Origin of the sequence: Nocardia sp. JW2, assembly GCF_051843015.1 — a bacterium.
GTDB lineage: Bacteria > Actinomycetota > Actinomycetes > Mycobacteriales > Mycobacteriaceae > Nocardia > Nocardia coubleae.
Window position 1 is genome coordinate 14,019 of sequence record NZ_JBPXLK010000017.1, and the last position, 25,263, is coordinate 39,281.

General features: G+C 68.4%; 29 protein-coding genes. 24 read left to right on the forward strand and 5 right to left on the reverse strand.

Annotated features, from left to right (window positions below; genetic code table 11):
* Positions 1-7 precede the first annotated feature (7 nt).
* The 10 genes from lepB to ACSVDM_RS21780 all read left to right on the forward strand — a co-directional run bounded on the left by lepB (position 8) and on the right by ACSVDM_RS21780 (position 7,585).
* Complete coding sequence (lepB, locus tag ACSVDM_RS21735; protein WP_370465683.1) at positions 8-772, forward strand: signal peptidase I; 765 nt, start codon at positions 8-10, stop codon at positions 770-772.
* 19 nt (positions 773-791) lie between these two features.
* Positions 792-1,496, forward strand: coding sequence for a ribonuclease HII (locus ACSVDM_RS21740; RefSeq protein WP_084476864.1), 705 nt, complete (start codon positions 792-794; stop codon positions 1,494-1,496).
* Positions 1,497-1,542: 46 nt separating this feature from the next.
* Positions 1,543-1,848: a DUF2469 domain-containing protein gene (locus ACSVDM_RS21745; protein ID WP_011210678.1), complete on the forward strand. Its 306-nt coding sequence runs from the start codon at positions 1,543-1,545 to the stop codon at positions 1,846-1,848.
* Positions 1,849-1,944: 96 nt separating this feature from the next.
* Entirely contained in the window at positions 1,945-2,301 is a 357-nt protein-coding gene (locus ACSVDM_RS21750) for a YraN family protein (RefSeq protein WP_067496228.1), read from the forward strand.
* Positions 2,301-3,809, forward strand: a complete 1,509-nt coding sequence (locus ACSVDM_RS21755; RefSeq protein ID WP_439267369.1) for a YifB family Mg chelatase-like AAA ATPase — start codon at positions 2,301-2,303, stop codon at positions 3,807-3,809. The genes ACSVDM_RS21750 and ACSVDM_RS21755 overlap by 1 nt, the downstream gene beginning before the upstream one ends.
* Positions 3,806-4,972: a DNA-processing protein DprA gene (gene dprA / locus ACSVDM_RS21760; protein WP_439267371.1), complete on the forward strand. Its 1,167-nt coding sequence runs from the start codon at positions 3,806-3,808 to the stop codon at positions 4,970-4,972. The genes ACSVDM_RS21755 and dprA overlap by 4 nt, the downstream gene beginning before the upstream one ends.
* 491 nt (positions 4,973-5,463) lie before the next feature.
* The gene (locus ACSVDM_RS21765) at positions 5,464-6,387 is read left to right on the forward strand and encodes a tyrosine recombinase XerC (protein ID WP_439267373.1); all 924 of its coding nucleotides are present in this window, start codon (positions 5,464-5,466) and stop codon (positions 6,385-6,387) included.
* A gap of 78 nt (positions 6,388-6,465) precedes the next feature.
* Positions 6,466-6,831, forward strand: coding sequence for a YidH family protein (locus ACSVDM_RS21770; RefSeq protein WP_067636537.1), 366 nt, complete (start codon positions 6,466-6,468; stop codon positions 6,829-6,831).
* Positions 6,828-7,139: a DUF202 domain-containing protein gene (locus ACSVDM_RS21775; protein WP_439267376.1), complete on the forward strand. Its 312-nt coding sequence runs from the start codon at positions 6,828-6,830 to the stop codon at positions 7,137-7,139. Before ACSVDM_RS21770 ends, ACSVDM_RS21775 begins: the two co-directional genes overlap by 4 nt.
* 77 nt (positions 7,140-7,216) lie before the next feature.
* Positions 7,217-7,585 carry a GatB/YqeY domain-containing protein gene (locus ACSVDM_RS21780; protein WP_067636533.1) on the forward strand — a complete coding sequence of 123 codons (369 nt, stop codon included), beginning with the start codon at positions 7,217-7,219 and terminating at the stop codon, positions 7,583-7,585.
* A 17-nt stretch (positions 7,586-7,602) separates the two neighbouring features.
* Here the strand turns inward: ACSVDM_RS21780 and ACSVDM_RS21785 are convergent, their stop codons facing one another.
* From ACSVDM_RS21785 to ACSVDM_RS21795, 3 genes are read right to left on the reverse strand one after another with little or no spacing between them, the layout of a single operon-like run.
* The gene (locus ACSVDM_RS21785) at positions 7,603-8,133 is read right to left on the reverse strand and encodes a DUF1990 family protein (RefSeq protein WP_439267517.1); all 531 of its coding nucleotides are present in this window, start codon (positions 8,131-8,133) and stop codon (positions 7,603-7,605) included.
* A gap of 42 nt (positions 8,134-8,175) precedes the next feature.
* Positions 8,176-8,712 (reverse strand): M23 family metallopeptidase, encoded by a 537-nt coding sequence (locus ACSVDM_RS21790; protein ID WP_439267378.1) that lies wholly within the window; start codon positions 8,710-8,712, stop codon positions 8,176-8,178.
* An 11-nt stretch (positions 8,713-8,723) separates the two neighbouring features.
* On the reverse strand, positions 8,724-8,981 hold the full coding sequence (locus ACSVDM_RS21795; protein ID WP_439267380.1) for a hypothetical protein: 258 nt from the start codon (positions 8,979-8,981) through the stop codon (positions 8,724-8,726).
* An 827-nt stretch (positions 8,982-9,808) separates the two neighbouring features.
* On the opposite strand from ACSVDM_RS21795, the gene rpsB reads away from it, so the two are divergent.
* From rpsB to ACSVDM_RS21820, 5 genes are all read left to right on the forward strand, one after another.
* On the forward strand, positions 9,809-10,690 hold the full coding sequence (gene rpsB / locus ACSVDM_RS21800; protein WP_067496258.1) for a 30S ribosomal protein S2: 882 nt from the start codon (positions 9,809-9,811) through the stop codon (positions 10,688-10,690).
* A gap of 109 nt (positions 10,691-10,799) precedes the next feature.
* Positions 10,800-11,624, forward strand: a complete 825-nt coding sequence (gene tsf, locus ACSVDM_RS21805) for a translation elongation factor Ts (RefSeq protein WP_439267382.1) — start codon at positions 10,800-10,802, stop codon at positions 11,622-11,624.
* A gap of 219 nt (positions 11,625-11,843) precedes the next feature.
* Positions 11,844-12,572, forward strand: coding sequence for a UMP kinase (gene pyrH, locus ACSVDM_RS21810; protein WP_067636525.1), 729 nt, complete (start codon positions 11,844-11,846; stop codon positions 12,570-12,572).
* A gap of 49 nt (positions 12,573-12,621) precedes the next feature.
* The gene (frr, locus tag ACSVDM_RS21815) at positions 12,622-13,179 is read left to right on the forward strand and encodes a ribosome recycling factor (RefSeq protein ID WP_067496444.1); all 558 of its coding nucleotides are present in this window, start codon (positions 12,622-12,624) and stop codon (positions 13,177-13,179) included.
* 149 nt (positions 13,180-13,328) lie between these two features.
* Positions 13,329-14,201: a phosphatidate cytidylyltransferase gene (locus ACSVDM_RS21820; protein ID WP_067496448.1), complete on the forward strand. Its 873-nt coding sequence runs from the start codon at positions 13,329-13,331 to the stop codon at positions 14,199-14,201.
* Positions 14,202-14,206: 5 nt separating this feature from the next.
* Here the strand turns inward: ACSVDM_RS21820 and ACSVDM_RS21825 are convergent, their stop codons facing one another.
* Positions 14,207-14,575, reverse strand: a complete 369-nt coding sequence (locus ACSVDM_RS21825) for a LapA family protein (protein ID WP_067636523.1) — start codon at positions 14,573-14,575, stop codon at positions 14,207-14,209.
* A 101-nt stretch (positions 14,576-14,676) separates the two neighbouring features.
* On the opposite strand from ACSVDM_RS21825, the gene rlmN reads away from it, so the two are divergent.
* The 5 genes from rlmN (at position 14,677) to ACSVDM_RS21850 (ending at position 20,140) form a co-directional block, all read left to right on the forward strand.
* Positions 14,677-15,786, forward strand: coding sequence for a 23S rRNA (adenine(2503)-C(2))-methyltransferase RlmN (gene rlmN, locus ACSVDM_RS21830; protein ID WP_439267385.1), 1,110 nt, complete (start codon positions 14,677-14,679; stop codon positions 15,784-15,786).
* Between the two features lie 72 nt (positions 15,787-15,858).
* The gene (locus ACSVDM_RS21835; protein ID WP_439267387.1) at positions 15,859-16,281 is read left to right on the forward strand and encodes an uL11 family ribosomal protein; all 423 of its coding nucleotides are present in this window, start codon (positions 15,859-15,861) and stop codon (positions 16,279-16,281) included.
* A 73-nt stretch (positions 16,282-16,354) separates the two neighbouring features.
* Positions 16,355-17,941 carry a serine/threonine-protein kinase gene (locus tag ACSVDM_RS21840; RefSeq protein WP_439267389.1) on the forward strand — a complete coding sequence of 529 codons (1,587 nt, stop codon included), beginning with the start codon at positions 16,355-16,357 and terminating at the stop codon, positions 17,939-17,941.
* Positions 17,942-18,018: 77 nt separating this feature from the next.
* Positions 18,019-19,146, forward strand: coding sequence for a serine/threonine-protein kinase (locus tag ACSVDM_RS21845; RefSeq protein ID WP_439267391.1), 1,128 nt, complete (start codon positions 18,019-18,021; stop codon positions 19,144-19,146).
* A 43-nt stretch (positions 19,147-19,189) separates the two neighbouring features.
* Positions 19,190-20,140: a LysR family transcriptional regulator gene (locus ACSVDM_RS21850; RefSeq protein ID WP_439267393.1), complete on the forward strand. Its 951-nt coding sequence runs from the start codon at positions 19,190-19,192 to the stop codon at positions 20,138-20,140.
* A 54-nt stretch (positions 20,141-20,194) separates the two neighbouring features.
* Here the strand turns inward: ACSVDM_RS21850 and ACSVDM_RS21855 are convergent, their stop codons facing one another.
* Positions 20,195-20,464, reverse strand: coding sequence for a DUF2631 domain-containing protein (locus tag ACSVDM_RS21855; RefSeq protein WP_067636515.1), 270 nt, complete (start codon positions 20,462-20,464; stop codon positions 20,195-20,197).
* Between the two features lie 95 nt (positions 20,465-20,559).
* Between ACSVDM_RS21855 and dxr the strand changes: the two genes are divergently transcribed.
* The 4 genes from dxr to ACSVDM_RS21875 all read left to right on the forward strand — a co-directional run bounded on the left by dxr (position 20,560) and on the right by ACSVDM_RS21875 (position 25,218).
* Positions 20,560-21,753 (forward strand): 1-deoxy-D-xylulose-5-phosphate reductoisomerase, encoded by a 1,194-nt coding sequence (gene dxr / locus ACSVDM_RS21860; RefSeq protein WP_439267395.1) that lies wholly within the window; start codon positions 20,560-20,562, stop codon positions 21,751-21,753.
* A 62-nt stretch (positions 21,754-21,815) separates the two neighbouring features.
* On the forward strand, positions 21,816-23,012 hold the full coding sequence (locus ACSVDM_RS21865) for a M50 family metallopeptidase (protein WP_439267397.1): 1,197 nt from the start codon (positions 21,816-21,818) through the stop codon (positions 23,010-23,012).
* A gap of 116 nt (positions 23,013-23,128) precedes the next feature.
* Positions 23,129-24,283, forward strand: coding sequence for a flavodoxin-dependent (E)-4-hydroxy-3-methylbut-2-enyl-diphosphate synthase (gene ispG / locus ACSVDM_RS21870; protein ID WP_181696838.1), 1,155 nt, complete (start codon positions 23,129-23,131; stop codon positions 24,281-24,283).
* 80 nt (positions 24,284-24,363) lie between these two features.
* Positions 24,364-25,218 (forward strand): GNAT family N-acetyltransferase, encoded by an 855-nt coding sequence (locus tag ACSVDM_RS21875; protein WP_247607075.1) that lies wholly within the window; start codon positions 24,364-24,366, stop codon positions 25,216-25,218.
* Positions 25,219-25,263 lie beyond the last annotated feature (45 nt).

Below are 25,263 nucleotides of genomic sequence, written 5' to 3' on the forward strand. Positions count from 1 at the left end.
GTTCGGCGTGGCAGACGAAAGTGGGTCGGTGTCGGTGTCCGATTCGGGCGACGAGGGCAAGCGGCGCAGGAAAAAGGCCGACGACAAGAAGCAACGGCCGTTCTGGCAGGAACTGCCGATACTGGTCGTGATCGCGGCGGTGATCGCCGCCCTGATGGTCACTTTCGTCGGGCGGCCCTACGTGATCCCGTCGCAGTCGATGGAGGACACGCTCCAGATCGGCGACCGCATCTACGTGCAGAAGATCAGCTATTACGGTTCCGAGCCCGGTCCGGGCGATGTGGTGGTGTTCGTCGGCCCCGAATCGTGGAACGGGCACTACAAGTCCATCCGCTCCGACAACGCGGCCATCCGCGGTGTGCAGAATTTCCTGTCCTACTTCGGCCTGGTTCCGCCCGACGAGAACGATCTCGTCAAGCGCGTGATCGCCGTCGGCGGGCAGACGGTGCAGTGCTGTGACCCGCAGGGCCGGGTGATGGTCGACGGGAAACCGCTCGACGAGCCCTACATCAAGAAGGACTACCCCTGGTTCACCGACCGTCCGAACGCCGTGTACCCGGCGGGGCGGATGTTCGGCCCGGTGAAGGTGCCCGAGGGGCATCTGTGGGTGATGGGTGACAATCGCAACGAGTCGGCCGATTCACGCGCTCACGTGAGCGACGATCTGCAGGGCACCGTCCCGGTCGACAACGTGCGTGGCAAGACCGTGTTCAAGATCTGGCCGCCCGGCCGGATGGGCCCGGTGAGCTCGCAGAATCCGCAGGACAACTAGACACGGGGACAATCGAACTGTGGGGCAGGATCGGACCAGCTGGCCGCCGCGGGTGGTGATGCGCCGGGCGGGTGGCCTACGCACGCTCGAGGCGGCGCTCATCCGCAGTGGCCTCGGCCCGGTGGCCGGTGTCGACGAGGCCGGGCGCGGGCCCTGCGCGGGACCCCTGGTGGTCGCCGCGTGCCTGCTCGCGCCCAAGGCCTACGACAAGCTGGCCGGGCTCGACGACTCCAAGAAACTCACCGAGGCGGCCCGTGAGGAACTGTTCCCGGTGGTCAAGCGCCTGGCGCTGGCCTGGAGTGTGGTGGTGGTCCCCGCCTGGGAGATCGACGCCATCGGCATCCACGTCGCCAATATCGAGGGGATGCGTCGCGCGGTCGCCCACCTCGGCCGAACCCCCGGCTACATCCTGACCGACGGATTCAAGGTCCCCGGCCTGCCCGCGCCCTCGCTGCCCGTGATCGGTGGCGACGCGTCCGCGGCGTGCATCGCGGCGGCCAGCATCCTGGCCAAGGTCACCAGGGACCGCATGATGGTCGAGCTCGACGCCGAGCTGCCCGGCTACGGTTTCGCCGCGCACAAGGGCTACAACACCCCTGAGCACACCGCGGCCCTGCGCGCGCTCGGTCCGAGCACCGAACACCGCCGATCTTGGCGGAATGTGCGCGAACTCGAGGTGCCGGACGGTAGCCGGGTGGCTACCCGCGCGGCTCATGCGCGATGATGTGATCAATGAACGCGGCGCTGCTAGCAGGAGGATGTCCCACCCGATGAGTGCTGAGGACCTCGAGAAGTACGAAACCGAGATGGAACTGTCGTTGTACCGCGAGTACAAGGACATCGTCGGCCAGTTCTCGTACGTGGTGGAGACAGAACGGCGCTTCTACCTGGCCAATTCCGTCGAGCTGCGGCCACAGAACGCCGACGGCGAGGTCTACTTCGAAGTGCGGATGAGCGATGCCTGGGTGTGGGACATGTACCGTCCCGCCCGCTTCGTCAAGCACGTTCGGGTGATCACGTTCAAGGACGTCAATATCGAGGAGCTGGAGAAGCCCGACCTCCGTTTGCCCGAATAAGGGGAGTTGTCCCCAGGGGGTGAGTTGTCCACAGGGTTTGTGTTTCCGCAGGTCGTGCTCTCGGCGTAGATCGGCGCCGGGAGCACGCTTGCACCTGTGACGGACAAACAGGCGCTCGGCGCATACGGGGAGAAGCTGGCCGCGCAGTATCTGTGCGAGGCCGGGATGCAGATCGTCGCCCGCAACTGGCGATGCCGGTACGGGGAGCTGGACCTGATCGTCCAGGACCCGTCGGTGACGGCGTTCGTGGAAGTGAAGACACGCTCCGGCCTCGGCTTCGGCAGTCCGGCCGAGTCGGTCACCTTCGGTAAACAGCAGCGAATCAGGCGATTGGCGTTGCTGTGGCTGGCCGAGCAGGACGGGCCGTGGCGGCGCATCCGGTTCGATGTGGTCTCGGTGCTCGTTCCGCGCGGCCGCAAACCGGTGATCGACCATCTGACGGGGGCGTTCTGATGGCCCTCGGACGGGCGCTGTCGGTCGCGGTGACCGGTGTCGACGGCCAGCTGGTGGAGATCGAGGCCGATATCGGCCAGGGCCTGCCGTCGGTGAATCTTGTCGGCCTGCCCGACACGGCCCTACAGGAGTCACGCAACCGGGTGCGCTCCGCGGTGGCCAATACGGGGGAGAAGTGGCCCGACGGGCGAGTGATTCTGGCGCTGTCTCCCGCGACGCTGCCGAAGGTCGGCTCGGTCTACGATCTGGCGCTCGCCGTGTCGGTGCTGGACGCCTCCGGTGCGCTGCCGGGCGACAAGCTCGTCAAAACCGTGCTGCTGGGCGAGCTCGCCCTCGACGGGCGGGTACGCCGGGTTCGCGGTGTGCTGCCCGCGGTGATCGCGGCACGCAATGCGGGCTGCCCGACCGTCGTGGTGCCCGCCGAGGCGGTGGCCGAAGCCGGACTGGTCGAGGGCGTCGAGGTGCTCGGTGCGACGAGTCTGCGCGCAGTCGTCGCCTGGTTGCGCGGTGAAGGGACGCTGCTGGAACCCGACGGTGTGGTGCCGGGCGTCCAGGTGCCGTGTGGGGACCTCAGTGATGTCGTCGGCCAGGACGAGGCGCGCTGGGCGCTGGAGGTGGCTGCGGCGGGTGGTCACCATCTTCTGCTCACGGGACCACCGGGAATCGGGAAAACCATGCTGGCGCAACGTCTTCCGGGTTTGCTGCCGCCGCTGTCGGAGGCCGAGTCGCTCGAGGCGACGGCAATTCATTCGATGGCGGGCTCGTTGACGGCCGAACAACCGTTGATGACGCTCGCGCCGTTCGTCGCGCCCCATCACTCGACATCGGTCACCGCCATGATCGGCGGTGGTTCCGGCATGGCCCGGCCCGGTGCGGTCAGCCGGGCGCATCGGGGAGTGCTGTTCCTCGACGAATGCGCCGAGATCGGCACCAAAGTGCTGGAGGCACTGCGTACTCCGCTGGAAGAGGGCGAGGTGCGGATCGCCCGGCGTGACGGTGTGGCTCGCTATCCTGCGCGGTTCCAGCTGGTGCTCGCGGCGAATCCCTGTCCGTGTGCGCCCGCCCGTGATGTCGACTGCATCTGTGCGCCTCTCGCTCGTCGCCGGTATCTCGGCAAGCTGTCGGGTCCGCTGCTCGATCGCATCGACATCTGGGTGCAGATGCGTGGTCAGGCGGGGGCCGCTTTCGGTGACCAGCAGACCGAGACCAGTGCTGTCGTCGCGGCACGGGTTGCCGAAGCCCGGGCACGTGCCGCGCAGCGGTGGAGCGCGGACGGTTGGGCGACCAATGCCGAAGTGCCGGGGCACATTCTGCGTCAACGGTTCCGGTTGCCCGCCGACGCGATCGCGCCGATCGAGACCGCGCTGCGGTTGGGGCGGATGTCGGCGCGTGGTGCCGATCGGGCGGTTCGCGTGGCCTGGACGGTCTGCGATCTGCGCGGTGGGGAGCTGCCCAGCGTGCAGGATGTGTTGTCCTCGTTGAACTTCCGGCAGCGGGGTGGGCAATGACGGGGCAGAGCGCGATCGGCACCGTCGACCTCGATGCCGATGAACGCAGGCTGGCGTGGGTGTACCTGTCGCGGGTGGTGCAAGGTCCGTGCGCGCCTTTGTCGGCGCTGATCGCCTCGGTCGGGGTCTGTGAGGCGGCGCGAGCGGTGCGCGAGCACGAGTTGCCTGCCGCATTGCGCGGTCCCACCGCCGCGCGGCGTGAAATGGACTCGGCTGCCAGAGATCTGGAGGCCATACAGCGAATCGGTGGCCGGGTCATCACGCCTGATGACGACGAGTGGCCAGGCTGGCGGATGCTCGGTCTCGACCAGCTCGACACCGACCGTGATCGGGAAGCCGCCGTGCCGCTCGTGCTGTGGGCGCGCGGACCGCTGTCGCTGCGTACCGTATCGGAACGCGCTGTGGCAGTGGTCGGTTCACGATGCAGCAGCGGGTACGGGATGCAGGTGGCCAGCGAGATCGCCTGTGATCTGGCCGGGCGCGGCTGGACCATCGTGTCCGGTGCGGCCTTCGGTATCGACGCGGCCGCCCACCGGGCCGCGCTCGCCGTCGGCGGGCCCACCGTCGCGGTCCTGGCCTGCGGCGTCGACCGCCCCTATCCCGCCCAGCACGACCGGTTGCTCGCCGCCATCGCCGACAGCGGTCTGGTCGTCAGCGAATACCCACCCGGCGTCGCCGCCCAGAAACATCAGTTCCTGGCCCGCAACCGGCTCATCGCCACCCTGGGAGACGGCGTACTCGTGGTGGAAGCCGGATTGCGCAGCGGCGCAAGGAACACCGTGAAATGGGCGCGCCGCCTCGGTCGCCCGGCCATGGCGGTGCCCGGCCCGGTCGGGTCGGCGTCGTCGGTGGGATGCCATCGCATGATCCGCGAAGGCGAGGCGTTGCTGGTCACCCGCGCCGAAGACGTCGTCGAGGAAGCAGGCCCCCTGCGCCTCCCCGTCGGCGAAGGCGTGCCCTCCGACCCCGCCCACCACCTGCGCGGTGCCGAAGCCGAGGTCTACGCCGCGCTCCCTGCCATCGGCTCCCGCCAACCCCGCGACCTGGCCGGCCAGTGCGGCCTCGACCTGGCCACCGTCCGAGCCGTTCTCCCCAGCCTGGAACTGGCCGACCTGGTCGGCTGCGATTCCGAGGGTTGGTTCCGCACCCGTCGCCCGGGATAACCGGCTCGTCGAGCTTCGCCCGTGACGAACAGCACTACCCGCCGGCCCAGCCGAGCGACCCTGATTTGCGAGGAATAGGGCTGTACGTCCGGTAGCGGACAGCTGGGCGTTGGTGGTCTCGCCATTCGGGTATCCGGCGGCCCGGGGCGATGCGGCTGTTGAGCGGGAGGGCGCCAGTCCATGCCCGGATGGATGGGCGCCGGTACCGGTGCAGGGCACCGAGGGCGAGGGCGGTACTGCCGCCTCGTCGGCCAGGTGACCGCAGCGTCCTAGGCGCCGATCCCCCTATCGGGATAGCGGCGGTGCCTGGTCGACGTGTGGGCGCGGGCGGAATGTGAAAGAGCGAGAGCGACGTGTCTGTGGAGGCGGTGCTTGTCGGCGGTGTGATCGGGTCGGGTCACCGCCGCTGCCACTCGTCGACTCAGCGGTGTAGGTGGTGTGTGCGGCGTGGTGGGTTGCGTCATGTAGGGGGGAGGGGCGACGGTTGGGGGATGGACGCTTTGCCCGAGGATTTGACTGCTTTGCTCGGGGAGTTCGGGCGGCATCTGCGGCTGGGGCGGAATCGGTCTGCGCATACGGTGCGGGCTTATGTGGGGGATGTGCGGTCTCTGCTCGAGCATCTGTACGCGCGGTCGGCGGATGCGGCTTTGCGGGAACTCGATCTGGGAGTGTTGCGGTCGTGGCTGGCCGAGCTGGCGGCGGGTGGGGCCGCGCGGACGACACTGTCGCGAAGAGCCTCGGCGGCACGGACTTTCACCGCGTGGCTGACCGAGACGGGGCGGCTGGATATCGATCCGGGGCTGCGGTTGCAGGCCCCCAAGGCGCACCGTGTGCTGCCTGCGGTGCTCGGTCGTGAGCAGGCCGCACAGGCAATGGGCGCGGCGGAATCCGGTGCCGCACAGCAGGACCCGATGGCCTTGCGTGACCGGTTGATCGTGGAGCTGCTGTATGCCACGGGCATCCGGGTGAGCGAACTGTGCGGCCTAGACCTCGACGACATCGACCGTGAACGGCAACTCGTCCGGGTACTCGGCAAAGGCAACAAGGAGCGCTCGGTGCCGTTCGGTGCCCCGGCCGAGGCGGCCCTCGTCGCCTGGCTGCGTGCCGGCCGCCCCGCCCTGGCCAACGAGCGTTCCGGTCGCGCACTGTTCCTCGGCCAGCGTGGCCGCCGCCTCGACCAACGCCAGGCGCGGACCGTCGTCCACGACGTTGTCGCTGCCATCCCCGGCGCCCCCGACATGGGCCCCCACGGCCTGCGCCACACCGCCGCCACCCACCTCCTCGAAGGCGGCGCCGACCTGCGCGTGGTCCAGGAACTCCTCGGCCACGCCAGCATGGCGACCACCCAGCTCTACACCCACGTCTCCGTCGAACGCCTCAAACGAGTCCACGACCAAGCCCATCCCCGCGCATGACCGCTACGCCGGCGCCACACCCGCGCGATGCCACGCCGACGCTGTCAGGGGCGCATGATGGGTGGCGGAGGTGATGGGATGACATTGCCCGAGGTCGGGGCCGAATCCGAGGACGGGGAGGGTGAGGTCGACTATCGGTTCACGCTCGCCAACGAGCGGACATTTCTGGCGTGGATCAGGACCGCACTCGGCCTGCTCGCCGGCGGCGTCGCGGTGCACACCCTGGTTCAGCCACCGCGATTGGCGGGGTTCGCCGGTGTGATCACGCTGGCCTGCCTGGTGATGTCCCTGGCCGTCGCGGTGGGCGCGTATCGGCACTGGCGTCGGGTGAATCGGGCGATGCTGGCCGGTGGGCCGTTGCCGGGCACGGTGCTGGTGCCGGTGCTGTCGGTCGGCGTCGCGGTGATCGCCGTACTCGTCTGTGTGGCGGTCGTGTTGTCGTGACCGCGCCGACCCTTGCCATGGAACGCACCGCGCTCGCGTGGCGGCGCACCGCCCTCGGCGCTGCTGTCTGTGCGCTGCTCTTCGCGCACGAGGCGACCACCGAGGACGGCATGTGGATCGTTCTTCCCTGCGCCGCCGCCACCGCGGCCGTACTGCTCTCCGGTCTGGGCTGGTATCGCGGTCGGTCGCTCGGCCGGGGCCGCTCGGCGGGCGGACACCGGCTGGTGTCGATCACCACCCTCGTGGTCACGCTGGTGATCCTCATCGCCGTAGCCGAGGTCCTGCTCGGCAGCCGATACGCATCATGACGCCGATCGAACAACCGCCCCGTCGGCCACAGGAACTCGATCGACGGGTACCGAACAGGCAATTAGAGTCGACTCTCATGACCGCAGGATCACCGGACCAGCCCCTCACCGCGTTGCGGGATCGCCTGCGCACCGCACTGAAGCCCGCGATGAAAGCCAGGGATCGCAGCGCGATCTCGGCACTGCGATCAGCCCTGGCCGCGATCGACAATGCCGAGGCGGTCGACGTCGGCGACGCGAAAGCCGGTGCGCTGGAAGACAGTGCCGTCGGCCTCGGCGCCGCCGAAGCCCGCCGCCGGGAACTCACCGAGGACGACATCGTCGAGATCGTCCGCCACGAGATCAACGAAAGACGCATCACCGCAGGGGAATACGACCGTCTCGGTGCGGTGGACCAGCGCGACCAGGTGACCGCGGAAGCCGACGTGCTGAGCGCCTTCCTCTGACGACCGGCCCGCGTGGGTCAGCTTCCGGTATCGCTCGGCAATGTTCGAAGGTAGCGGCGGGCGAACCAGTGTTGCAGCAGGCGCGCGACCGGCCCGCCCAGGCGGGTGTACCACGCGGCGGGTGTCGAAAACGCGGTGACCAGCCCGTACACCGTGTCGTCGGCCGGGTCGTATTCGACCGCGAACAACTCCTCGCCCCGTTCGGGATGCCCGGGCAACGTGCCGTAGGCGAACCCGCGGCGGTTCGGTTCGTCGAGCACGTAGACCACCCGGCACGGCGCATTGATGCCGAGCGGCCCGGCGCCGAGACGGACCGTCAATTCGGTCCCCTCCCTGGCGGTTTCGGAATCGGCGCGCTGAAAGATGCCGACTCCCTTCTGCATTCCGAAGGCGAGGATGTGAGTCCCCGCCCGATCGAACAGCTCGCGACCCATCCCTATCGGCCGCCGGAGCCGGAACCGGTGGTAACCGGCGGGCAGCGTGGTCGCGCGGGTGGCGCCGACGTCGGGATAGGTGAAGGGCGTTGATTCTGCGGGCACAGTATCGATTGTGGCCGGTATTCCCTGCGGCTCCGTGCCGGGTCGTCGAGGTCACAGTGCCGGGTTCAGCGGCTTCAGGCGTACCGGGACTTCGTGCAGCAGACCCAAGGGGTCGATGTATTCGCGGCGGCTGTGGATGCTGGATTCGCGGCGGACACCCCAGTGCAGACAGGCCGGTACGGGGCAGCCCTCGTGTCGGGCAACCAGGCTGCCGATCGGGGTACCGCGACTTATCCGGGTTCCCACTTTGACCTGCGCCTGCACGGGTTCGTAGGTGGTACGAAGGCCGCCCTCGTGGTCGATCGACACCACAGGTTTCCCAGCGACCGTGCCCGCGAAGACGACGATTCCGTCGCCCGCCGCCAGAACCGATTGACCCTCGGTGCCTGCCAGGTCGACCCCGCGATGGCCCGGCAACCAATTGCGCTCCGGTTTGTCGAACCGCCGTTCCACCGTCGGTCGTGGACGCAGCGGCCAGCCGAACGGTCCGGTTTCCACCGCCCCGACCGGCGCCACCCCACCCGCGACCACCGTCAGCACGAGGACGGCACCCGAAATCCAGGCATACGGACGAACCCGGCTCGCCATCGTCGAGCGCCTCAGCGATGGGGCCGCGGCGCAGGCACGCGCTGAGGCACCAGCACGCGCACGAGTTCGCGCAACGCGGCAGGCAGGTCGGCCGCCGAACCGCTCCCGCCGCGCACCCGAATCTCGAGCTCCGGCGCGGAACCCCGATCCTTCTCCGGCCGGGCCCGCTGCTGGGCAGGCGCCGCCGATCCGAGATCGTGCACGGTCACCCGCACCGGAACCGGCGCCGGAACCAGCGACCCCTTCGGCATCTCCCCGGGTCGCAGCATCGGTGCCTTGCCGCAGGAACCGGGTCGCCGCACCGGCACCCGCTCACCGCCGTCGACAGGACCTTCGACACCGTCACACCCCGCCGGAATCCCGGCACCGACGCCTCCCTCAGCGCCTGCCGTGGCACACGGACCGCCGGCAGCGTCGACCCCGGTAGGCCGTGGCGCGGTCGGCCCCGGCACCACGATCACAACGACGGACCCAGGCGCCGCTCTCTCACCAGGCGGTGGCGGTGCGGCCGGCACCGAGCCCGGTGCTGCCGCCCGAGACCGTGGGGAAACGACCTCCCCGTCATCCGGTGGCTGCGCGAGGACCGCGCACACCGGGGCGGGATGACCGGCCGCCGGCGCCGCTACACCCACCGCGCAGAGAAGGGGAAAGGTGGTGAACAGGACGCGCGTCAATGTGTTCATGGCACAACTGTCGACCCCGCGATCCCCGAGCGGGACAACGATTTCCCGATTGTGGACAACTTCGGCACATGTGGATATCGCGCACTTCACCACGGAAATGCCCGGTCGGCGAGCGGGGGCGATTTCGGCCCTGGCCCGTCGCCGCGTAGACTGAACGAGCGGTTTGTGCTCAGCAGCAACACGTGTGCTCGGCACGGACCGACTTCGCGCGCCACCCGTGCTCGTCCATCCGGTCGTCGCTCGCAACGCAGACGGTCCGCGAGGGCATGTCAGCGCGAGTTCTCCAGCGGATGAACAGTGAAATCGCCGGCTGGTCCCGATCACGTCGATCGGGTCCGGTGGTTTCGGTGGCGCCAGGGCAGTCGATCGCCGATCGGCTGCGTCAACCGGCAACGAAAGAGGGTACGGGAGCTATGGCTGTCGTAACTATGAAGCAGCTGCTCGACAGCGGCGCGCACTTCGGGCACCAGACTCGTCGGTGGAACCCGAAGATGAAGCGGTTCATCTTCACCGACCGCAACGGCATCTACATCATCGACCTGCAGCAGACGCTGACCTACATCGACAAGGCCTACGAGTTCGTCAAGGAGACCGTCGCCCACGGTGGCACCGTTCTCTTCGTCGGCACCAAGAAGCAGGCCCAGGAGTCGATCGCGGCCGAGGCGACTCGCGTCGGGATGCCCTACGTCAACCAGCGCTGGCTGGGTGGCATGCTCACCAACTTCTCGACCGTCCACAAGCGCCTGCAGCGCCTGAAGGAGCTCGAGGCCATGGAGCAGACCGGTGGCTTCGAGGGTCGCACCAAGAAGGAAATCCTCATGCTCACGCGTGAGATGACCAAGCTGGATCGCACCCTCGGTGGTATCCGCGACATGGCCAAGGTGCCCTCGGCCATCTGGGTCGTCGACACCAACAAGGAGCACATCGCCGTCGGCGAGGCTCGCAAGCTGAACATCCCCGTCATCGCGATCCTGGACACCAACTGCGATCCCGACCTGGTCGACTACCCGATCCCGGGTAACGACGACGCGATCCGTTCCGCCGCTCTGCTCACCAAGGTCGTCGCCTCCGCGGTGGCCGAGGGCGTGCAGGCCCGCGCGGGCCGCGCTTCCGGCGATTCGAAGCCCGAAGCCGGCGCAGGCGAGCCCCTCGCCGAGTGGGAGCAGGAGCTGCTGGCTCAGGCGACCCCGGCCGCTGAAGCCCCCGCCGCCGAGGCCCCGGCCGCCGAGACCCCGGCCGAAGCCGCTGCCGAGGTGAAGGCCGACCCGGCCCAGCACACCCCGGCCGACTTCTGAGCTGATCGCCTAGCTCTACGTTCACCTTGCCGGCCCTTCTGAGTTCAGAAGCGGTCGGCAAGGTGGTGTTAACACCCAAGCACCCCACACACGAGGAGGCTCGCCCCCGATGGCGAACTACACCGCTGCTGATGTGAAGCGGCTCCGGGAGCTCACCGGCTCCGGCATGATGGACTGCAAGAACGCGCTGGCCGAGTCCGACGGCGACTTCGACAAGGCCGTCGAGGTCCTGCGCATCAAGGGCGCCAAGGATGTCGGCAAGCGTGCCGAGCGCGCCACCGCCGAGGGTCTGGTCATCGCCAAGGACGGCGTCATGATCGAGATCAACTCCGAGACCGACTTCGTCGCCAAGAACGCCGAGTTCCAGGAGCTGGCCGACGCGATCGTCACCGCGGCCGCCGCTGCCAAGCCGGCCGATCTGGACGCCCTCAAGGCGCTGAAGCTGGACAACAGCACCGTCGACGAGGCCGTGCAGGCGCTGGCCGCCAAGATCGGCGAGAAGCTGGAACTGCGTCGCACCGTGTCCTTCGACGGCCCGGTCGCCACCTACCTGCACAAGCGTGCCTCGGACCTGCCGCCCGCCGTCGGCGTGCTGGTCGAGTACGAGGGTGAAGGTGACGCCGCCGCCGAGGCCGCTCGCGCCGCGGGCATGCAGGTCGCCGCGCTCAAGGCCAAGTACCTGACCCGCGACGAGGTGCCCGCCGAGACCGTCGAGAACGAGCGCCGCATCGCCGAGCAGACCGCGCGCGAAGAGGGCAAGCCCGACGCCGCACTGCCGAAGATCGTCGAAGGCCGCGTCAACGGCTTCTTCAAGGATGTCGTCCTGCTCGAGCAGGCCGCCGTCACCGACTCCAAGAAGACCGTCAAGGCCCTTCTGGAGGACGCGGGCGTGACCGTGAAGCGTTTCGCGCGCTTCGAGGTCGGCCAGGCCTGATCAGGCCATCCGACGCCCCCGATGCGCTCAGCATCGGGGGCGTTTTGCCGTGCGCCGCCGACGCGCGGACCGACCCGGCGCGGGCCGCGCGCGAGGGGGTCTTGTGTGGTGGCGGTAACCGGATAAGGCAGGATGGATGCCGCTCTGCCTTGCTGTGCGGCCTGCTCCGCGCGCCCGCAGTTCGAACCGATCTCACCTCGCCGAAGGAGACGAACACCCATGACCGACCCGGGTAACGACCGCCCTGGATATCGCCGGGTGCTGCTGAAGCTGGGTGGGGAGATGTTCGGTGGCGGCGGTGTCGGGCTCGATCCCGATGTCGTGCAGACCGTGGCCGAGCAGATCGCCGAGATCGTCGAGACCGGCGTCCAGGTGGCCGTGGTGATCGGTGGCGGCAACTTCTTCCGCGGTGCCGAGCTCGAGGAGCGCGGCATGGAACGCGCCCGCTCCGACTACATGGGCATGCTCGGCACCGTGATGAACAGCCTTGCGCTACAAGACTTCCTGCAGCAGCAGGGGGTGGATACGCGCGTGCAGACCGCCATCACGATGGGCCAGGTCGCCGAGCCGTACCTCCCGCTGCGCGCCAAGCGCCACCTGGAGAAGGGTCGCGTGGTGATCTTCGGTGCGGGCATGGGCATGCCCTACTTCTCCACCGACACAACCGCGGCCCAGCGTGCGCTCGAGATCGGCGCCGACGTGGTGCTGATGGCCAAGGCCGTCGACGGTGTGTTCGACGCCGACCCACGGGTCGACGACAACGCCAGCATGTTCACCGAGATCACCCACAAGGAAGTGATCGAGAAAGGTCTGAAGGTGGCCGATGCCACCGCTTTCAGCCTTTGCATGGACAACCAGATGCCGATGCTGGTGTTCAATCTGTTGATCAAGGGCAATATTGCTCGTGCGGTCGCCGGTGAACCCATCGGCACCTTGGTTCGGTCCTGACCCCGCACTCGCGGACGATGACGATGACGACGCTGTGGAGGAACCGGTCGTGATTGATGAAGCGCTCTTCGATGCCGAGGAGAAAATGGAGAAGGCCGTCTCGGTAGCGAAGGACGATCTGGGCAGCATCCGCACCGGGCGCGCCAACCCGGGCATGTTCACCCGGGTCCTGGTCGACTACTACGGCACGCCGACGCCGATCACCCAGATGTCCAGCATCTCCGTGCCGGAGCCGCGCATGGTGGTGATCAAGCCCTACGAGCAGAGCCAGCTCGGTCCCATCGAGAACGCCATCCGCAACTCCGATCTCGGCGTGAACCCCACCAACAACGGTGACATCCTGCGCATCACGGTCCCGCAGCTCACCGAGGAGCGGCGCCGCGAGATGGTCAAGATGGCCAAGGGCAAGGGCGAGGACGCCAAGGTTTCGATCCGCAACGTCCGTCGCAAGGCGATGGAAGAACTCGGCCGGATCCAGAAAGATGGTGAAGCGGGCGAGGACGAGGTCGGGCGCGCCGAGAAGGAGCTCGACAAGACCACCGCCAAGTACGTGGGCCAGATCGACGAGCTGGTCAAGCACAAGGAAGCCGAACTGCTCGAGGTCTGAGCGCAGATCTCGCCAGTCCCGCTCGTGCGGGGGATGAACGGAACGACGAGTTGAGCGACGGGACAATCGTGGCCGAAGACGCCGCCGCCACAGGTGCGGCACCGGAACCGGAATCGCCGCCGGACACGGTCGAGCCGACCGGCGCGGCCGTGGCAGGGGACGAACCCGGCGCGGCCGTGCCGCAGGAACAGCCGAAAGCTCCGGCATCGCGGGCGGGTCGCAATCTGCCCGCGGCGCTGGCGGTCGGCTTGGGCCTCGGGTTGTCGCTGATCGCGATCCTGTTGTTCGTCCCGAAGGTGTTCATCGGCGTCGCCGGTGTCGGTGTCGGCGTGGCCATGTGGGAGGTCACCAAGCGGCTGCGCGAGGCCGACGTCCTGGTACCGCGCATCCCGTTGCTCGTCGGCGGACAGGCGGTGTTCTGGCTCGGCTGGCCGTGGGGTGCGAGCGGGGTGCTCGGCGCGTTCGCCGCGACCGCGCTGACCTGCATGGTCTGGCGCCTGTTCGATCACGGTCTGAGTACCGCGCCACGGAACTTCCTGCGCGACACCGCGATCGCGATCTTCACGCTGTCCTGGATCCCGCTGCTCGCGGCCTTCTCGACGCTGCTGCTGCTCGAACCCGACGGCAACCTGCGGGTGCTCACGTTCATGATCCTCGTCGTCTGCTCCGATGTCGGCGGTTACGTCGCGGGCGTGCTGTTCGGCAGGCATCCGATGGTGCCCGCGATCAGCCCGAAGAAGTCCTGGGAAGGGTTCTGCGGTTCGCTGGTGTTCAGCGTGATCGGTGGTCTGCTCACCGTCACGCTGCTGCTCGAGGCCAACTCGATGATCGGCGTGGTGCTCGGCGTCGGCCTGGTGGTCGTGGCGACTCTCGGCGACCTGATCGAATCGCAGATCAAGCGCGAACTCGGCATCAAGGACATGGGCACGTTGCTGCCGGGGCACGGCGGAATCATGGACCGGCTCGACTCGATGCTGCCCTCGGCGTTCGTGTCGTGGCTGGTGCTCAGCGCATTGGTCTGAGGTTCTCAGGGTTGCCGGGCGGCATGGCGCAACTGCAGGATGCGGATGCCGCCGACCAGCCCCATCACCAGTGCGCCGAGGATCACCGACAGCAGCACCATGATTCCCAGCGGTAGCGAGAAGCTCCAGAACAGCAGCGTCACCTGCACCTTGTCGAGGTTCTGCAGGATGAAGATCAGCAGAATGATCCCGAAGATCGCGGCAGCGAGCAGCGCCATCCACGTGTAGCCGGTGCGCGACCGCACCAGCGCGTCCGGCTTCGGTCGCTTGACGGGTGCGTGCTTGGCAGGCGCATGCTCGGGTTCTCGGCCGGCGGTGGGCTCGGCCTCAGGCTCGCGCGCCGGTGGCGTGCCTGATTCTGCGTTCGTGGACATACCTCGATCATGGTCGACCGCTATCACCGCTGCACGCATCTTCTCGATAACGGCGCCCGGCGTGGCGGCCCGGTCGCGGCGTTTGGGACAATGGAGGAATTATGGCCACCTCCCTGCCCCTTGTGTTCGATGCCCCGCGTCGCGGTATGCCGCCGCGCCACCTCGCCGACCTCGACGCGGACGAGCGCAAGGCCGCGGTGCAGGAGCTGGGCCTGCCGAAGTTCCGTGCCGATCAGCTGGCGCGCCAGTACTACGGCCGCCTGCAGTCCGATCCGGCGCAGATGACCGATCTGCCCGCCGACGTGCGCGAGAAGGTGGGCGAGACGCTGTTCCCGCCGCTGCTCGACGTGGTGCGTCACCTGGCCTGCGACGAGGGCGACACCCGCAAGACGCTCTGGCGCGCACACGACGGCACACTGCTCGAGAGCGTGCTCATGCGCTACCCCGACCGCAATACGCTGTGCATCTCCAGCCAGGCGGGCTGCGGCATGGCGTGCCCGTTCTGTGCGACCGGGCAGGCGGGGCTCACCCGCAATCTGTCGACCGCCGAGATCGTCGACCAGGTGCGGGCCGCGGCTGCCGCCCTGCGTGACGGCGAGGTGCACGGCGGGCCGGGCCGGTTGTCCAACATCGTGTTCATGGGCATGGGTGAGCCGCTGGCCAACTACAAGCGGGTGGTGAACGCGGTGCGCCGCATCACCGCCCCCGCACCCGACGGTCTGGGCATCTCGCAGCGTTCGGTGACGGTGTCGACCGTGGGTCTGGCGCCGGCGATCCGCAAGCTGGCCGACGAGGACATGTCGGTGCGGCTGGCCGTCTCGCTGCACACCCCCGACGACGAACTGCGCGACACTCTGGTCCCGGTCAACAACCGCTGGCCCATCTCCGAGGTCCTCGACGCCGCCCGCTACTACGCCGACAAGTCGGGCCGCCGTGTATCCATCGAATACGCCCTGATCCGCGACGTGAACGATCAGCCGTGGCGCGCCGACCTGCTCGGCAAGAAACTCCACAAGGCCCTCGGCCCCCTGGTCCACGTGAACCTGATCCCCCTCAACCCGACCCCCGGCAGCGAGTGGGACGCCAGCCCGAAGCCGGTCGAGAAGGAGTTCGTCCGCCGCGTGATCGCCCAGGGTGTGTCCTGCACGGTGCGCGACACCCGCGGCCAGGAGATCGCCGCGGCCTGCGGTCAGCTCGCCGCCGAAGGCTGATACTGAAACTGTTGCGGCCCAGGCGTTATCGTCGCGGGACCGCAATGATGCGCCGGTCCGAGATCGTTGACTATGGCGCGCGAAACAGCCTCTGTCACAGTCACTGTCGAGCTCGAAGCGGGTAATGCCTCGCTGATGGCGCTCGGAAAGATGCTCGGGCCGACCGGGGTTCCGCCGTTCGAGGTGAAGCGGAAATACGATGCGGCGACGGCGGATCGGCGTGGGGAGATCATTCCCGCTGTCATCACGATCGATGCGCGCAAGCGGTGGACGATGCGGCTCAAGACGCCGCCGACGGCCTCCCTCATCCGGGCCGCGCTCGGGCAACCGGGATCGCCGCAACCGGGACACAAGCCGGTCGGTGCGCTCAGCCGCGATCAGTTGCGCCGCATCGCGATTCGCAAGTTGCCCGACCTCAACACCGCCGATGTCGACGCGGCGATGCGCATCGTGGCGGGTACGGCGCGGTCGATGGGTGTGCGGGTCGAAGAGTGACCCGGACCCCGATGGCGTGGTGTGGCCTGCACTAAGTTGGATCGGTAATCGATCGGTTCGACAACGGGGGATCATGCTTACGACGGGGGACGTTTTCGCCGGGTACGCGATCGAACGGCAGCTCGGTCGTGGCGGGATGGGTTCGGTGTACCTGGCCAGGCATCCTCGGCTGCCGCGCCAGACCGCGCTCAAACTGCTGAATCCGGAATTGTTCTCGGACAACGAGATCCGGGCCAGGTTCGAGCGGGAGGCAGATCTGGCCGCGCAGCTCGAACACCCGAATATCGTCACCGTGTACGACCGGGGCTTCGACGACGGGCGGCTGTGGATCAGCATGCAGTTCGTCGACGGTGTCGACGCCGCCGACATCGAGCATCCTGTTCCTGCCGGCCGCGCTCTGCACATCATCGAGGGCACCGCCGCCGCACTCGACCACGCGCACGGCAACGGCGTGCTGCATCGCGACGTGAAACCGGCCAATATCCTGCTGGCCGCGGCGAACGGCCCGGAGCGCGTGCTGCTCACCGATTTCGGTATCGCCCGTCCCCGCGACGACGTCCACCACCTCACCCAGACCGGAACCTTTACCGCCACCCTCGCTTTCGCGTCTCCCGAACAGCTCACCGGTGCGCCGCTGGACCATCGCGCCGACCAGTACTCCCTCGCCTGCACGCTGTACTCGTTGCTCACGGGAGAAGCTCCGTACGAGGCGGCGAATCCGGTGCTCGTCATTCAAGGTCATCTGCAATCACCACCGCCCTCGGTGCGCAGGCGTCGACCGGACCTCCCCACCGCGTTGGACGCGGTCCTGGCGCGGGCGCTGGCCAAGCGCCCGGTGGACCGCTTCGATTCGTGTGCGGAATTCGCAGCGGCCGCCCGCCGTGCTCTCACCGGGACGGGTGGGCAACCGACGGCATTCGCGCCCCCTGTGCACCAGCAGTATTCACGCCCATCGATACCCGCGCCGCACCTGCGACCGGCGCCGGTTCATTCCGCTCGCCCCGTTTCAGCCCGGCGCGGGCGTGGCGTCGTTCCGCTGATTCTGCTGACGGTGTTCGCCGCGATCGCAGGTGCGTCGTACTGGGTGTGGCAGGACGACAGCACCTGGGTGTCGCAGATTCTCAATCGTTCCCGTGCCCATCGCGACATCGCCGCGATGTCTGCGGCGTTCCCGCAGATGCTGCCGCCCGGTGAAGCCGATGGAACATCGCTGTCGAACCCCTACCTGACCGGAGTCGGTGCTGGTGGCCGCTCCTGTGAGGCCTATGTCAATACGACCACGCGCGGCGAACTCCAGTGGGAACTGACATTTCAAGAGGCGCATGCCAAATGGTCCTGCAAACCCGCCGACATCAACGCGACCAGATTCGCCTTCTACGCATTCCCCTCCGAGGAGTCGGCGAAGGCGGCGGTCGCCCGATTCGAGCGCGAGACCAAAGATGTGGGCAGCGGATCGTCCGGCACACGCACCGACGACCACCGGGCGCTCTTCTTCAAGGACCAGTACGGCAGAGACAGCTACAACATGACCGTAGTCGTCTCCACATTCAGTGACCCGGGCCGAGAACGCTGGGTATTCCTGTTCTCCCGGGATTCGGACGTGCTGGCCGAGGACCTGCCCGAACTGCTGAAGGAACTGACCACCTTCCCGATGAGCTAGTGGATGCCCGCGACGGCACGAACACCGTTTTGGTAGGGTCCAGCGCGTCGGACGACGAGCGAGATTCGGGGGTCAGAGTGGTTTCTGACGGGACGGTATTCGCCGGATACACGATCGACCGGCAGCTGGGTCGCGGCGGGATGGGTTCGGTGTACCTGGCCAGGCATCCTCGGCTGCCGAGGTGGACCGCGCTGAAACTGCTGAATCAGGAGCTGTTCTCCGACGCCGAGATCCGGGCCAGGTTCGAGCGGGAAGCCGACCTGGTCGCCCAGCTCGACCACCCCAATATCGTGACGGTGTTCGACCGCGGTGTGGAGAACGACCAGCTGTGGATCAGCATGCAATACGTCGACGGGATCGACGCGTCGATGCTCGATCCGGCGACGCTGCCACCGGATCGGGCGTTGCAGATCATCCGGGAGACCGCCGCCGCCCTTGACTTCGCGCACCGCGCTGGCGTGCTGCACCGCGATGTGAAACCGGCCAATATCCTGCTGGCCAGGTCCAACAGCCAAGAGCGGGTGTATCTCACCGACTTCGGCATCGCGCGTCTGCGTGACGATTCCGGTCACCTCACCGAGACCGGCTCGTTCACCGCGACACTGGCCTACGCGGCACCCGAGCAGCTCACCGGTGTCCCACTCGACCATCGCGCCGACCAGTATTCGCTGGCCTGCACGCTCTACACCCTGCTCACCGGCACCGCACCGTTCGAGGCGCCCAGCCCGGCCGCCGTCATCACCGGGCACCTGCAGTCGCCGCCACCGCCGGTGAGCCCGCGCCGGGCCGGGCTGCCGCCGAATCTGGATGCCGTGATGGCGCGGGCGCTGGCCAAGCGACCAGCCGACCGGTTCTCCTCCTGCGAGGAGTTCGTCGAGGCCGCCCAGCGGGCCATGCGCACGGGGACCACCGGTGCCCGCCCGATCGCACGCCCGGCGTCCGGGGCGCACGCTCAGCCGTTCATGGGGATGCAGCCGATGCGGCCGGTGAACACCTCCGGTGCCGCGATCCCGGTCGCACCGGTTCCGCCGATGGCGCCGCGACCGGCGACCCCCGCCGCCTGGGCCCAGCCCGCGATGCGCGCGCCCATGCCGCCACCGCCGCCCGCGCGGGGCGGTTGGGGGTCGATGTTCGGGGTGCTGCTGGTGGTGTTCGCCATCGTGATCGGCATCGCCGTGCTCATCGCCGTGCTGACCAACCTGTGATCGGCGCGCCGACCTGTTCGGCGCGTGCCATATTCTGATCCGAATGAGCGACTTCGACGTCACCGCCGCCGACTCCATCGACCTCACCCGGTTACGTCGGTTCGTCGCCGTCGCCGAGGAACTGCATTTCGCGCGCGCCGCGAAGGCGCTGCGGATTCCGCGTCAAGCCTTGAGCGCCACCGTGATCGAGCTCGAGGGTGAACTCGGCACGCGGCTGTTCGTGCCAGGTGCGTCGCCGACCCAGCTGTCCGAGGACGGCGCGACCCTGCTCGAACACGCGCGGGAGCTGATCCGCGCCGACGAGCAGGCACAGCGCGAGCAGAAGCCGGAGGGGCCCGCGAGCCTGCGCGTCGGTTTCGTGCCGGGGGTGACGGTGTCGAAGTGGGCGCGCGTGTGGGGCGAGCGGCTGCCCGACCACCCCCTCGAGGTGCTCGGTGTCGCGCAGAGCGAGCAGGAGAGCGCGCTGCGCGAGGGTCGGGTGGACCTGTGCTTCGTGCGGTTGCCGATGGACCGGTCCGGAATGAACGCGATCCCGCTGTGGGAGGAGACGCCGGTCGCTGTCGTACAGAAGGACGACGCGTTGTCGCTGCTCGATGCCGTGAGCCCGGCCGATCTGGCCGACGAACAGCACCACGACAGCGGCGATCTGGATCAGGCCGCGGACGCCCTGGCGATGGTCGCTGCCGTCGGGGGAGTGACGATCGTGCCGCAGTCGATCGCCCGGCTGCACCATCGGCGCGACCTGGTGTACCGCCCGATCAGCGACACCGAGTTCACCCGGATCGCGCTGGCCTGGCCCGCCGACGGCGATTCGGAACTGGTCGAGGAATTCGTCGGCATCGTGCGCGGCCGCTCGGCCAACAGTTCACGCGGCGCGGAACCGGCCAGGCCCGCGCCCGAGCGTGCGCAGAAGAAGCAGACGCCGAAGAAGCAGACCGCGCAGCGCAAACCTGCCAAGGCCGGACGCAAGCCCGGCGCGCGACGCGGCCGCTGACACGACAATGCCTGCGGCGCGATCGAATCGCGCCGCAGGCATCGGTGCGGGTGTCTACCTCGGGATGCGCTTGGTGAGCGAATCGAGGACGAGGATCGCCGCGAGCAGACCGGCGAACCCGATGAGGAAGATGTCCTCGACGTGGCCCTGGTGGTTACCGATGGTCATGCCGAGCAGCGCGATCACGACGAACCAGCCGGCGATGCGGAAGGTCTTGGGCGACTCGCCGCTCCAGCCCCACGCTGCCGAGGGCACCTCGGCGGGGTCGACGCTGGTGGCGACGGCGCGCTCGGTGCTGGCTTTTTCGAGGTCCGTGGCGGCCACGATCGCTCCTTAGGGCTCGAGTTCTGGTTGGGCGAGTGTGCATATCGTGGCATACGACCGTTCGTCGTAGCCAGCAGCCCTGCCACAATGGGCCCGTGTCCCACCACGCACCCCGTGCCGCGCACGGCAATACGACGGCGACCGACCGGGTGAAGGTGCTGCTCCTGGGCAGTACCGGTTCGATCGGCACCCAGGCGCTCGAGGTGATCGCCGCCAACCCGGACCGCTTCGAGGTGGTCGGGCTGGCCGCGCGCGGCGGCAATCCCGCGCTGCTCGCCGAGCAGATGGCCGCCACCGGCACCCGCAATGTCGCCGTGGCCGATCCCGCCGCCGCCCGGCAACTCGATCTCGACCTGGGCGGGCCGGGCGCGGTGACCGAACTCGTGCGCCGCACCGAAGCCGACGTGGTGCTCAACGCCCTGGTCGGTTCGCTCGGCCTGGAACCGACGTTGGCCACCCTCGAGTCGGGGACCCGGTTGGCGCTGGCCAACAAGGAGTCCCTCGTCGCGGGCGGTTCGCTGGTTACCCGGGCGGCCGCACCCGGCCAGATCGTCCCCGTCGACTCCGAACACTCCGCCCTGGCCCAATGCCTGCGCGGCGGTCGCGCCGAGGAAGTCGACCGGTTGGTGCTCACCGCCTCCGGCGGCCCGTTCCGCGGCTGGACCACCGAGATGCTCGAATCGGTGAACCCCGACGAGGCGAAAACGCATCCGACCTGGTCGATGGGCCCGATGAACACCCTGAACTCGGCCTCGCTGGTGAACAAGGGCCTGGAACTGATCGAGACCCACCTGCTGTTCGGGGTGCCCTACGACCGCATCGATGTCACCGTGCACCCGCAGTCGATCGTGCATTCGCTCGTCACGTTCACCGACGGTTCCACCCTGGCCCAGGCGAGCCCACCGGATATGAAGCTGCCCATCGCCCTGGCGCTCGGCTGGCCCGACCGCCTCCCCGGCGCGGCCACGCCCTGCGATTTCGGCACGGCGTCGACCTGGACGTTCGAGCCCGTCGACGACGCGGTCTTCCCCGCTGTCCGTCTGGCGAGGCAAGCCGGTGAGGCGGGCGGCAGCGTCACCGCCGTCTACAACGCCGCCAACGAAGTCGCGGTCTCGGCCTTCCTGGACGGCGCCATCAGCTTCCCGGCCATCGTGCGCACCGTCACCCGCGCGGTCGAGGCCGCGGACCGCTGGCGTGCCGAACCCGATACCCTGGACGACGTCCTCGCGGCCGACCGCTGGGCCAGGGAGTTCGCCGCCGAGGTTATCGCCGAAGTACCGACGCCCTGACCTGACCGACTCAACAGGACCCCCACCGCGGCGCCAGCCGCCGAGAACAGAGAAAGGGCCAGATGGTATTCGCGTTCGGGTTTGCCCTGTTCGCCGTCGGTATCACGATCTCGATCGCGTTGCACGAATGCGGGCACATGTGGGCCGCGCAGGCGACCGGCATGAAGGTACGCCGCTACTTCATCGGTTTCGGGCCCCGTATCTTCTCGTTCCGTCGTGGCGAGACCGAATACGGCCTCAAGGCGCTGCCGCTCGGCGGCTTCTGCGATATCGCGGGCATGACGGCCCTGGACGAGTTGGAGCCCGAAGAGGTCGACCGGGCGATGTATCGCCAGTCCACCTGGAAGCGGCTGGTGGTGATGTTCGGTGGCATCGCCATGAACTTCCTGCTCGGCTTCATTCTGCTGGTCGTGCTCGCGGTGGGCTGGGGTCTGCCGCAGCTCGAGCAGCCGCCCGCCACCGCGCTCGGCACCATGAGCTGCGTCGCCCAGGAGACGCCGGACAAGAAGCTCGCACCGTGCACGGGTGACGGTCCGGCTCAGCGCGCCGGTTTACGGCGTGGCGACGTGGTGAAGGCGGTCAACGGCGTCGAGGTGAGCACCTGGGCGCAGTTCCAGGCCGAAACCCAGAAGCAGACCGGCACGTTCACCTACACCATCGAACGCGACGGCGACACCCTCACCGTGCCCGTGACCCCCGAGCGGGTGATGCGCTCGCCCAAGGAGGGTCCGGCCCGCGAGGTGTCCGCGGTCGGTGTGGGCCCCGATTACGCCGAACCGCAGCAGTACGGCGTGGTCGAGGCGATTCCGGCGACCATCGTGTTCACCGGCGACTTCTTCGTCGAGACGGTGAAGTCCCTGGCCAAGATGCCGCAGAAGGTGTCGGCGCTGTGGGAGGCCGTCACCGGCGGCGAGCGCGACCCGGAGACCCCGGTCAGCGTCTACGGCGCGAGCCGGATCGGTGGCGAGACCGCCGAGCGTGGTCTGTGGGGCATGTTCATCCTGGTATTGGCCAGCCTGAACTTCTTCCTCGGCGCGTTCAACCTGCTGCCGTTGCTCCCGCTCGACGGCGGGCACATCGCGGTGGTGCTCTACGAGAAGGTGCGCGATGTGGTGCGCTCCTGGCGCGGCAAAGCCCCCGCAGGCCCGGTCGACTATCTGAAACTGCTCCCCGTGACGTATGTGGCGGTCGTGATCGGCGGTGCCTTCATGCTGCTCACCCTCGCCGCCGACATCGTCAACCCGATCCGCCTACCCTGATCCGCAGACGCCCGCTGTCGCGCCCCTCACAGGGTGCGGCGGCGGCGTGCGCGACTAAGCTCGGAAGCAATCAGCCCAGGTCGATTCGAGATCCGTAGGAAAGAAGGCAGCCGACCGTGACCAGCACTATCGGATTGGGGATGCCCGCCGCTCCCGCTGCTGTTCTCGCACCACGGCGCAAGACCCGTCAGCTCATGGTCGGCAATGTCGGCGTGGGCAGTGACCATCCCATCTCGGTGCAGTCGATGACGACCACCAAGACCCACGACGTGAACGCCACCCTCCAGCAGATCGCCGAACTCACCGCCTCGGGCTGCGACATCGTGCGCGTGGCGTGTCCGAGGCAGGAAGACGCCGACGCCCTGGCGACCATCGCCAAGAAGTCACAGATCCCGGTGATCGCCGACATCCACTTCCAGCCCCGCTACATCTTCGCCGCCATCGACGCGGGTTGCGCCGCGGTGCGGGTGAACCCGGGCAACATCAAGGAATTCGACGGTCGCGTCGGCGAGGTCGCCAAAGCCGCGGGTGCGGCGGGCATCCCGATCCGCATCGGCGTGAACGCCGGTTCGCTGGACAAGCGGATGATGGAGAAGTACGGCAAGGCCACCCCCGAGGCCCTGGTCGAGTCGGCGCTGTGGGAGGCGAGCCTGTTCGAGGACCACGGCTTCGGCGACATCAAGATCTCGGTCAAGCACAACGACCCGGTCGTGATGGTCGAGGCCTACCGTCAGCTCGCCGCGCGCAGCGACTACCCGCTGCACCTCGGCGTCACCGAGGCGGGCCCGGCGTTCCAGGGCACCATCAAGTCGGCGGTCGCGTTCGGCGCCCTGCTCAGCGAGGGCATCGGTGACACGATCCGCGTCTCGCTGTCGGCGCCGCCCGCCGAAGAGGTGAAGGTCGGCGGCCAGATCCTGCAGTCGCTGAACCTGCGTCCGCGCAAGCTCGAGATCGTGTCGTGCCCGTCGTGCGGACGCGCCCAGGTGGATGTGTACACGCTGGCCGACGCCGTCGCCGCCGGGCTCGACGGCCTCGAGGTGCCGCTGCGCGTGGCCGTGATGGGCTGCGTGGTGAACGGCCCCGGCGAGGCCCGCGAAGCCGATCTCGGAGTGGCCTCCGGCAACGGCAAGGGGCAGATCTTCGTCAAGGGCGAGGTCATCAAGACCGTGCCGGAAGCCCAGATCGTGGAGACCCTGATCGAGGAGGCGATGCGGATCGCCGAGGAGATGGGCACCGAGCCCGGCGCGCAGCCGGTGGTCACCGCGGGCTGATCCCTCACGGTCCGGCGACGGATTCACCTCGACCCGTACCACTGCGCCCGCTTTCGTGGCAGGCTGGTGCCGTGCGGAGTCTGCTGGAGCCGACGCGACGGTCCAAGGCCACCCCCGCGCGTCCGGTGACCGTGCGGGACCTGGCCGAGGTGCTACGGGTCCTCGACGCCGATCCGGTCGCCTCGTGCATGATCGCGGCCCGTGTCCAGGAATTCGGGCTCGACACCCGTTCCGGCGTGGGTGAGTTGTGGAGTCGCGGCGGTCCGGCCGACTCCCTGTGTTTCTCCGGTGCGAACCTGGTTCCGCTGCGCGGTGATCAGCAGGCCCTTCGCGCGTTCGCCGACCGGGCCACCAGGTGGCCGCGCGTGTGTTCCTCCGTGGTCGGCAGGCAGGAGCTGGCGCTGCCGCTGTGGGAGATGCTGGCGCCGAGCTGGGGACCGGCCAGGGAGTTACGCGCCGACCAGCCGCTGCTCGCCCTGGCCCAACCGGCCCTCGCCCGCCCGGACAGCGCGGTGCGGCGAGTGCGGCCCGACGAGATCGACCGCTATCTCACCGCCGCGATCTCCATGTTCATCGAGGAGGTCGGCGTCGACCCGCGCGCGGGCGACGGTGGTCGCGGCTACCGACGCCGCATCAAGAGCCTCATCGAATCCGGCCGGGCCTGGGCACGTTTCGACGACGGCGAAGTGGTGTACAAGGCCGAGATCGGGTCGTTGTCGCGGCGCACCGGCCAGATCCAGGGCGTGTGGGTGCATCCCGAGCATCGCGGTGCCGGGGTGGGGACGGCGGGAACGGCCGCCGTCGCGAATGCCGTTGTGTCGACAGGTCGTACGGCCAGCCTGTACGTGAACGACTACAACCAGATCGCCCGACGTGCTTACAGCCGTGTGGGTTTCCGTCAGATCGCCACCTTCGCGACCGTCCTCGTCGATTAGTTTTCCGCCGCTGACCCGGCGTTGTTGCGTCGTCGGCGCCCGGTT

Excerpts from the sequence above, each read along its gene's own strand:
- ACSVDM_RS21745 (WP_011210678.1), top strand. The coding sequence starts at position 1,543 with ATGAGTGCTGAGGACCTCGAGAAGTACGAAACCGAGATGGAACTGTCG.
- ACSVDM_RS21780 (WP_067636533.1), top strand. The coding sequence starts at position 7,217 with ATGACCGCAGGATCACCGGACCAGCCCCTCACCGCGTTGCGGGATCGC.
- ACSVDM_RS21850 (WP_439267393.1), top strand. The coding sequence starts at position 19,190 with ATGAGCGACTTCGACGTCACCGCCGCCGACTCCATCGACCTCACCCGG.
- tsf (WP_439267382.1), top strand. The coding sequence starts at position 10,800 with ATGGCGAACTACACCGCTGCTGATGTGAAGCGGCTCCGGGAGCTCACC.
- ACSVDM_RS21865 (WP_439267397.1), top strand. The coding sequence starts at position 21,816 with ATGGTATTCGCGTTCGGGTTTGCCCTGTTCGCCGTCGGTATCACGATC.
- ACSVDM_RS21765 (WP_439267373.1), top strand. The coding sequence starts at position 5,464 with ATGGACGCTTTGCCCGAGGATTTGACTGCTTTGCTCGGGGAGTTCGGG.
- ACSVDM_RS21840 (WP_439267389.1), top strand. The coding sequence starts at position 16,355 with ATGCTTACGACGGGGGACGTTTTCGCCGGGTACGCGATCGAACGGCAG.
- ACSVDM_RS21825 (WP_067636523.1), bottom strand. The coding sequence starts at position 14,575 with ATGTCCACGAACGCAGAATCAGGCACGCCACCGGCGCGCGAGCCTGAG.
- rlmN (WP_439267385.1), top strand. The coding sequence starts at position 14,677 with ATGGCCACCTCCCTGCCCCTTGTGTTCGATGCCCCGCGTCGCGGTATG.
- ACSVDM_RS21770 (WP_067636537.1), top strand. The coding sequence starts at position 6,466 with ATGACATTGCCCGAGGTCGGGGCCGAATCCGAGGACGGGGAGGGTGAG.
- ACSVDM_RS21795 (WP_439267380.1), bottom strand. The coding sequence starts at position 8,981 with ATGCTGCGACCCGGGGAGATGCCGAAGGGGTCGCTGGTTCCGGCGCCG.
- rpsB (WP_067496258.1), top strand. The coding sequence starts at position 9,809 with ATGGCTGTCGTAACTATGAAGCAGCTGCTCGACAGCGGCGCGCACTTC.
- dprA (WP_439267371.1), top strand. The coding sequence starts at position 3,806 with ATGACGGGGCAGAGCGCGATCGGCACCGTCGACCTCGATGCCGATGAA.
- ACSVDM_RS21755 (WP_439267369.1), top strand. The coding sequence starts at position 2,301 with ATGGCCCTCGGACGGGCGCTGTCGGTCGCGGTGACCGGTGTCGACGGC.
- ACSVDM_RS21835 (WP_439267387.1), top strand. The coding sequence starts at position 15,859 with ATGGCGCGCGAAACAGCCTCTGTCACAGTCACTGTCGAGCTCGAAGCG.
- ACSVDM_RS21790 (WP_439267378.1), bottom strand. The coding sequence starts at position 8,712 with ATGGCGAGCCGGGTTCGTCCGTATGCCTGGATTTCGGGTGCCGTCCTC.
- pyrH (WP_067636525.1), top strand. The coding sequence starts at position 11,844 with ATGACCGACCCGGGTAACGACCGCCCTGGATATCGCCGGGTGCTGCTG.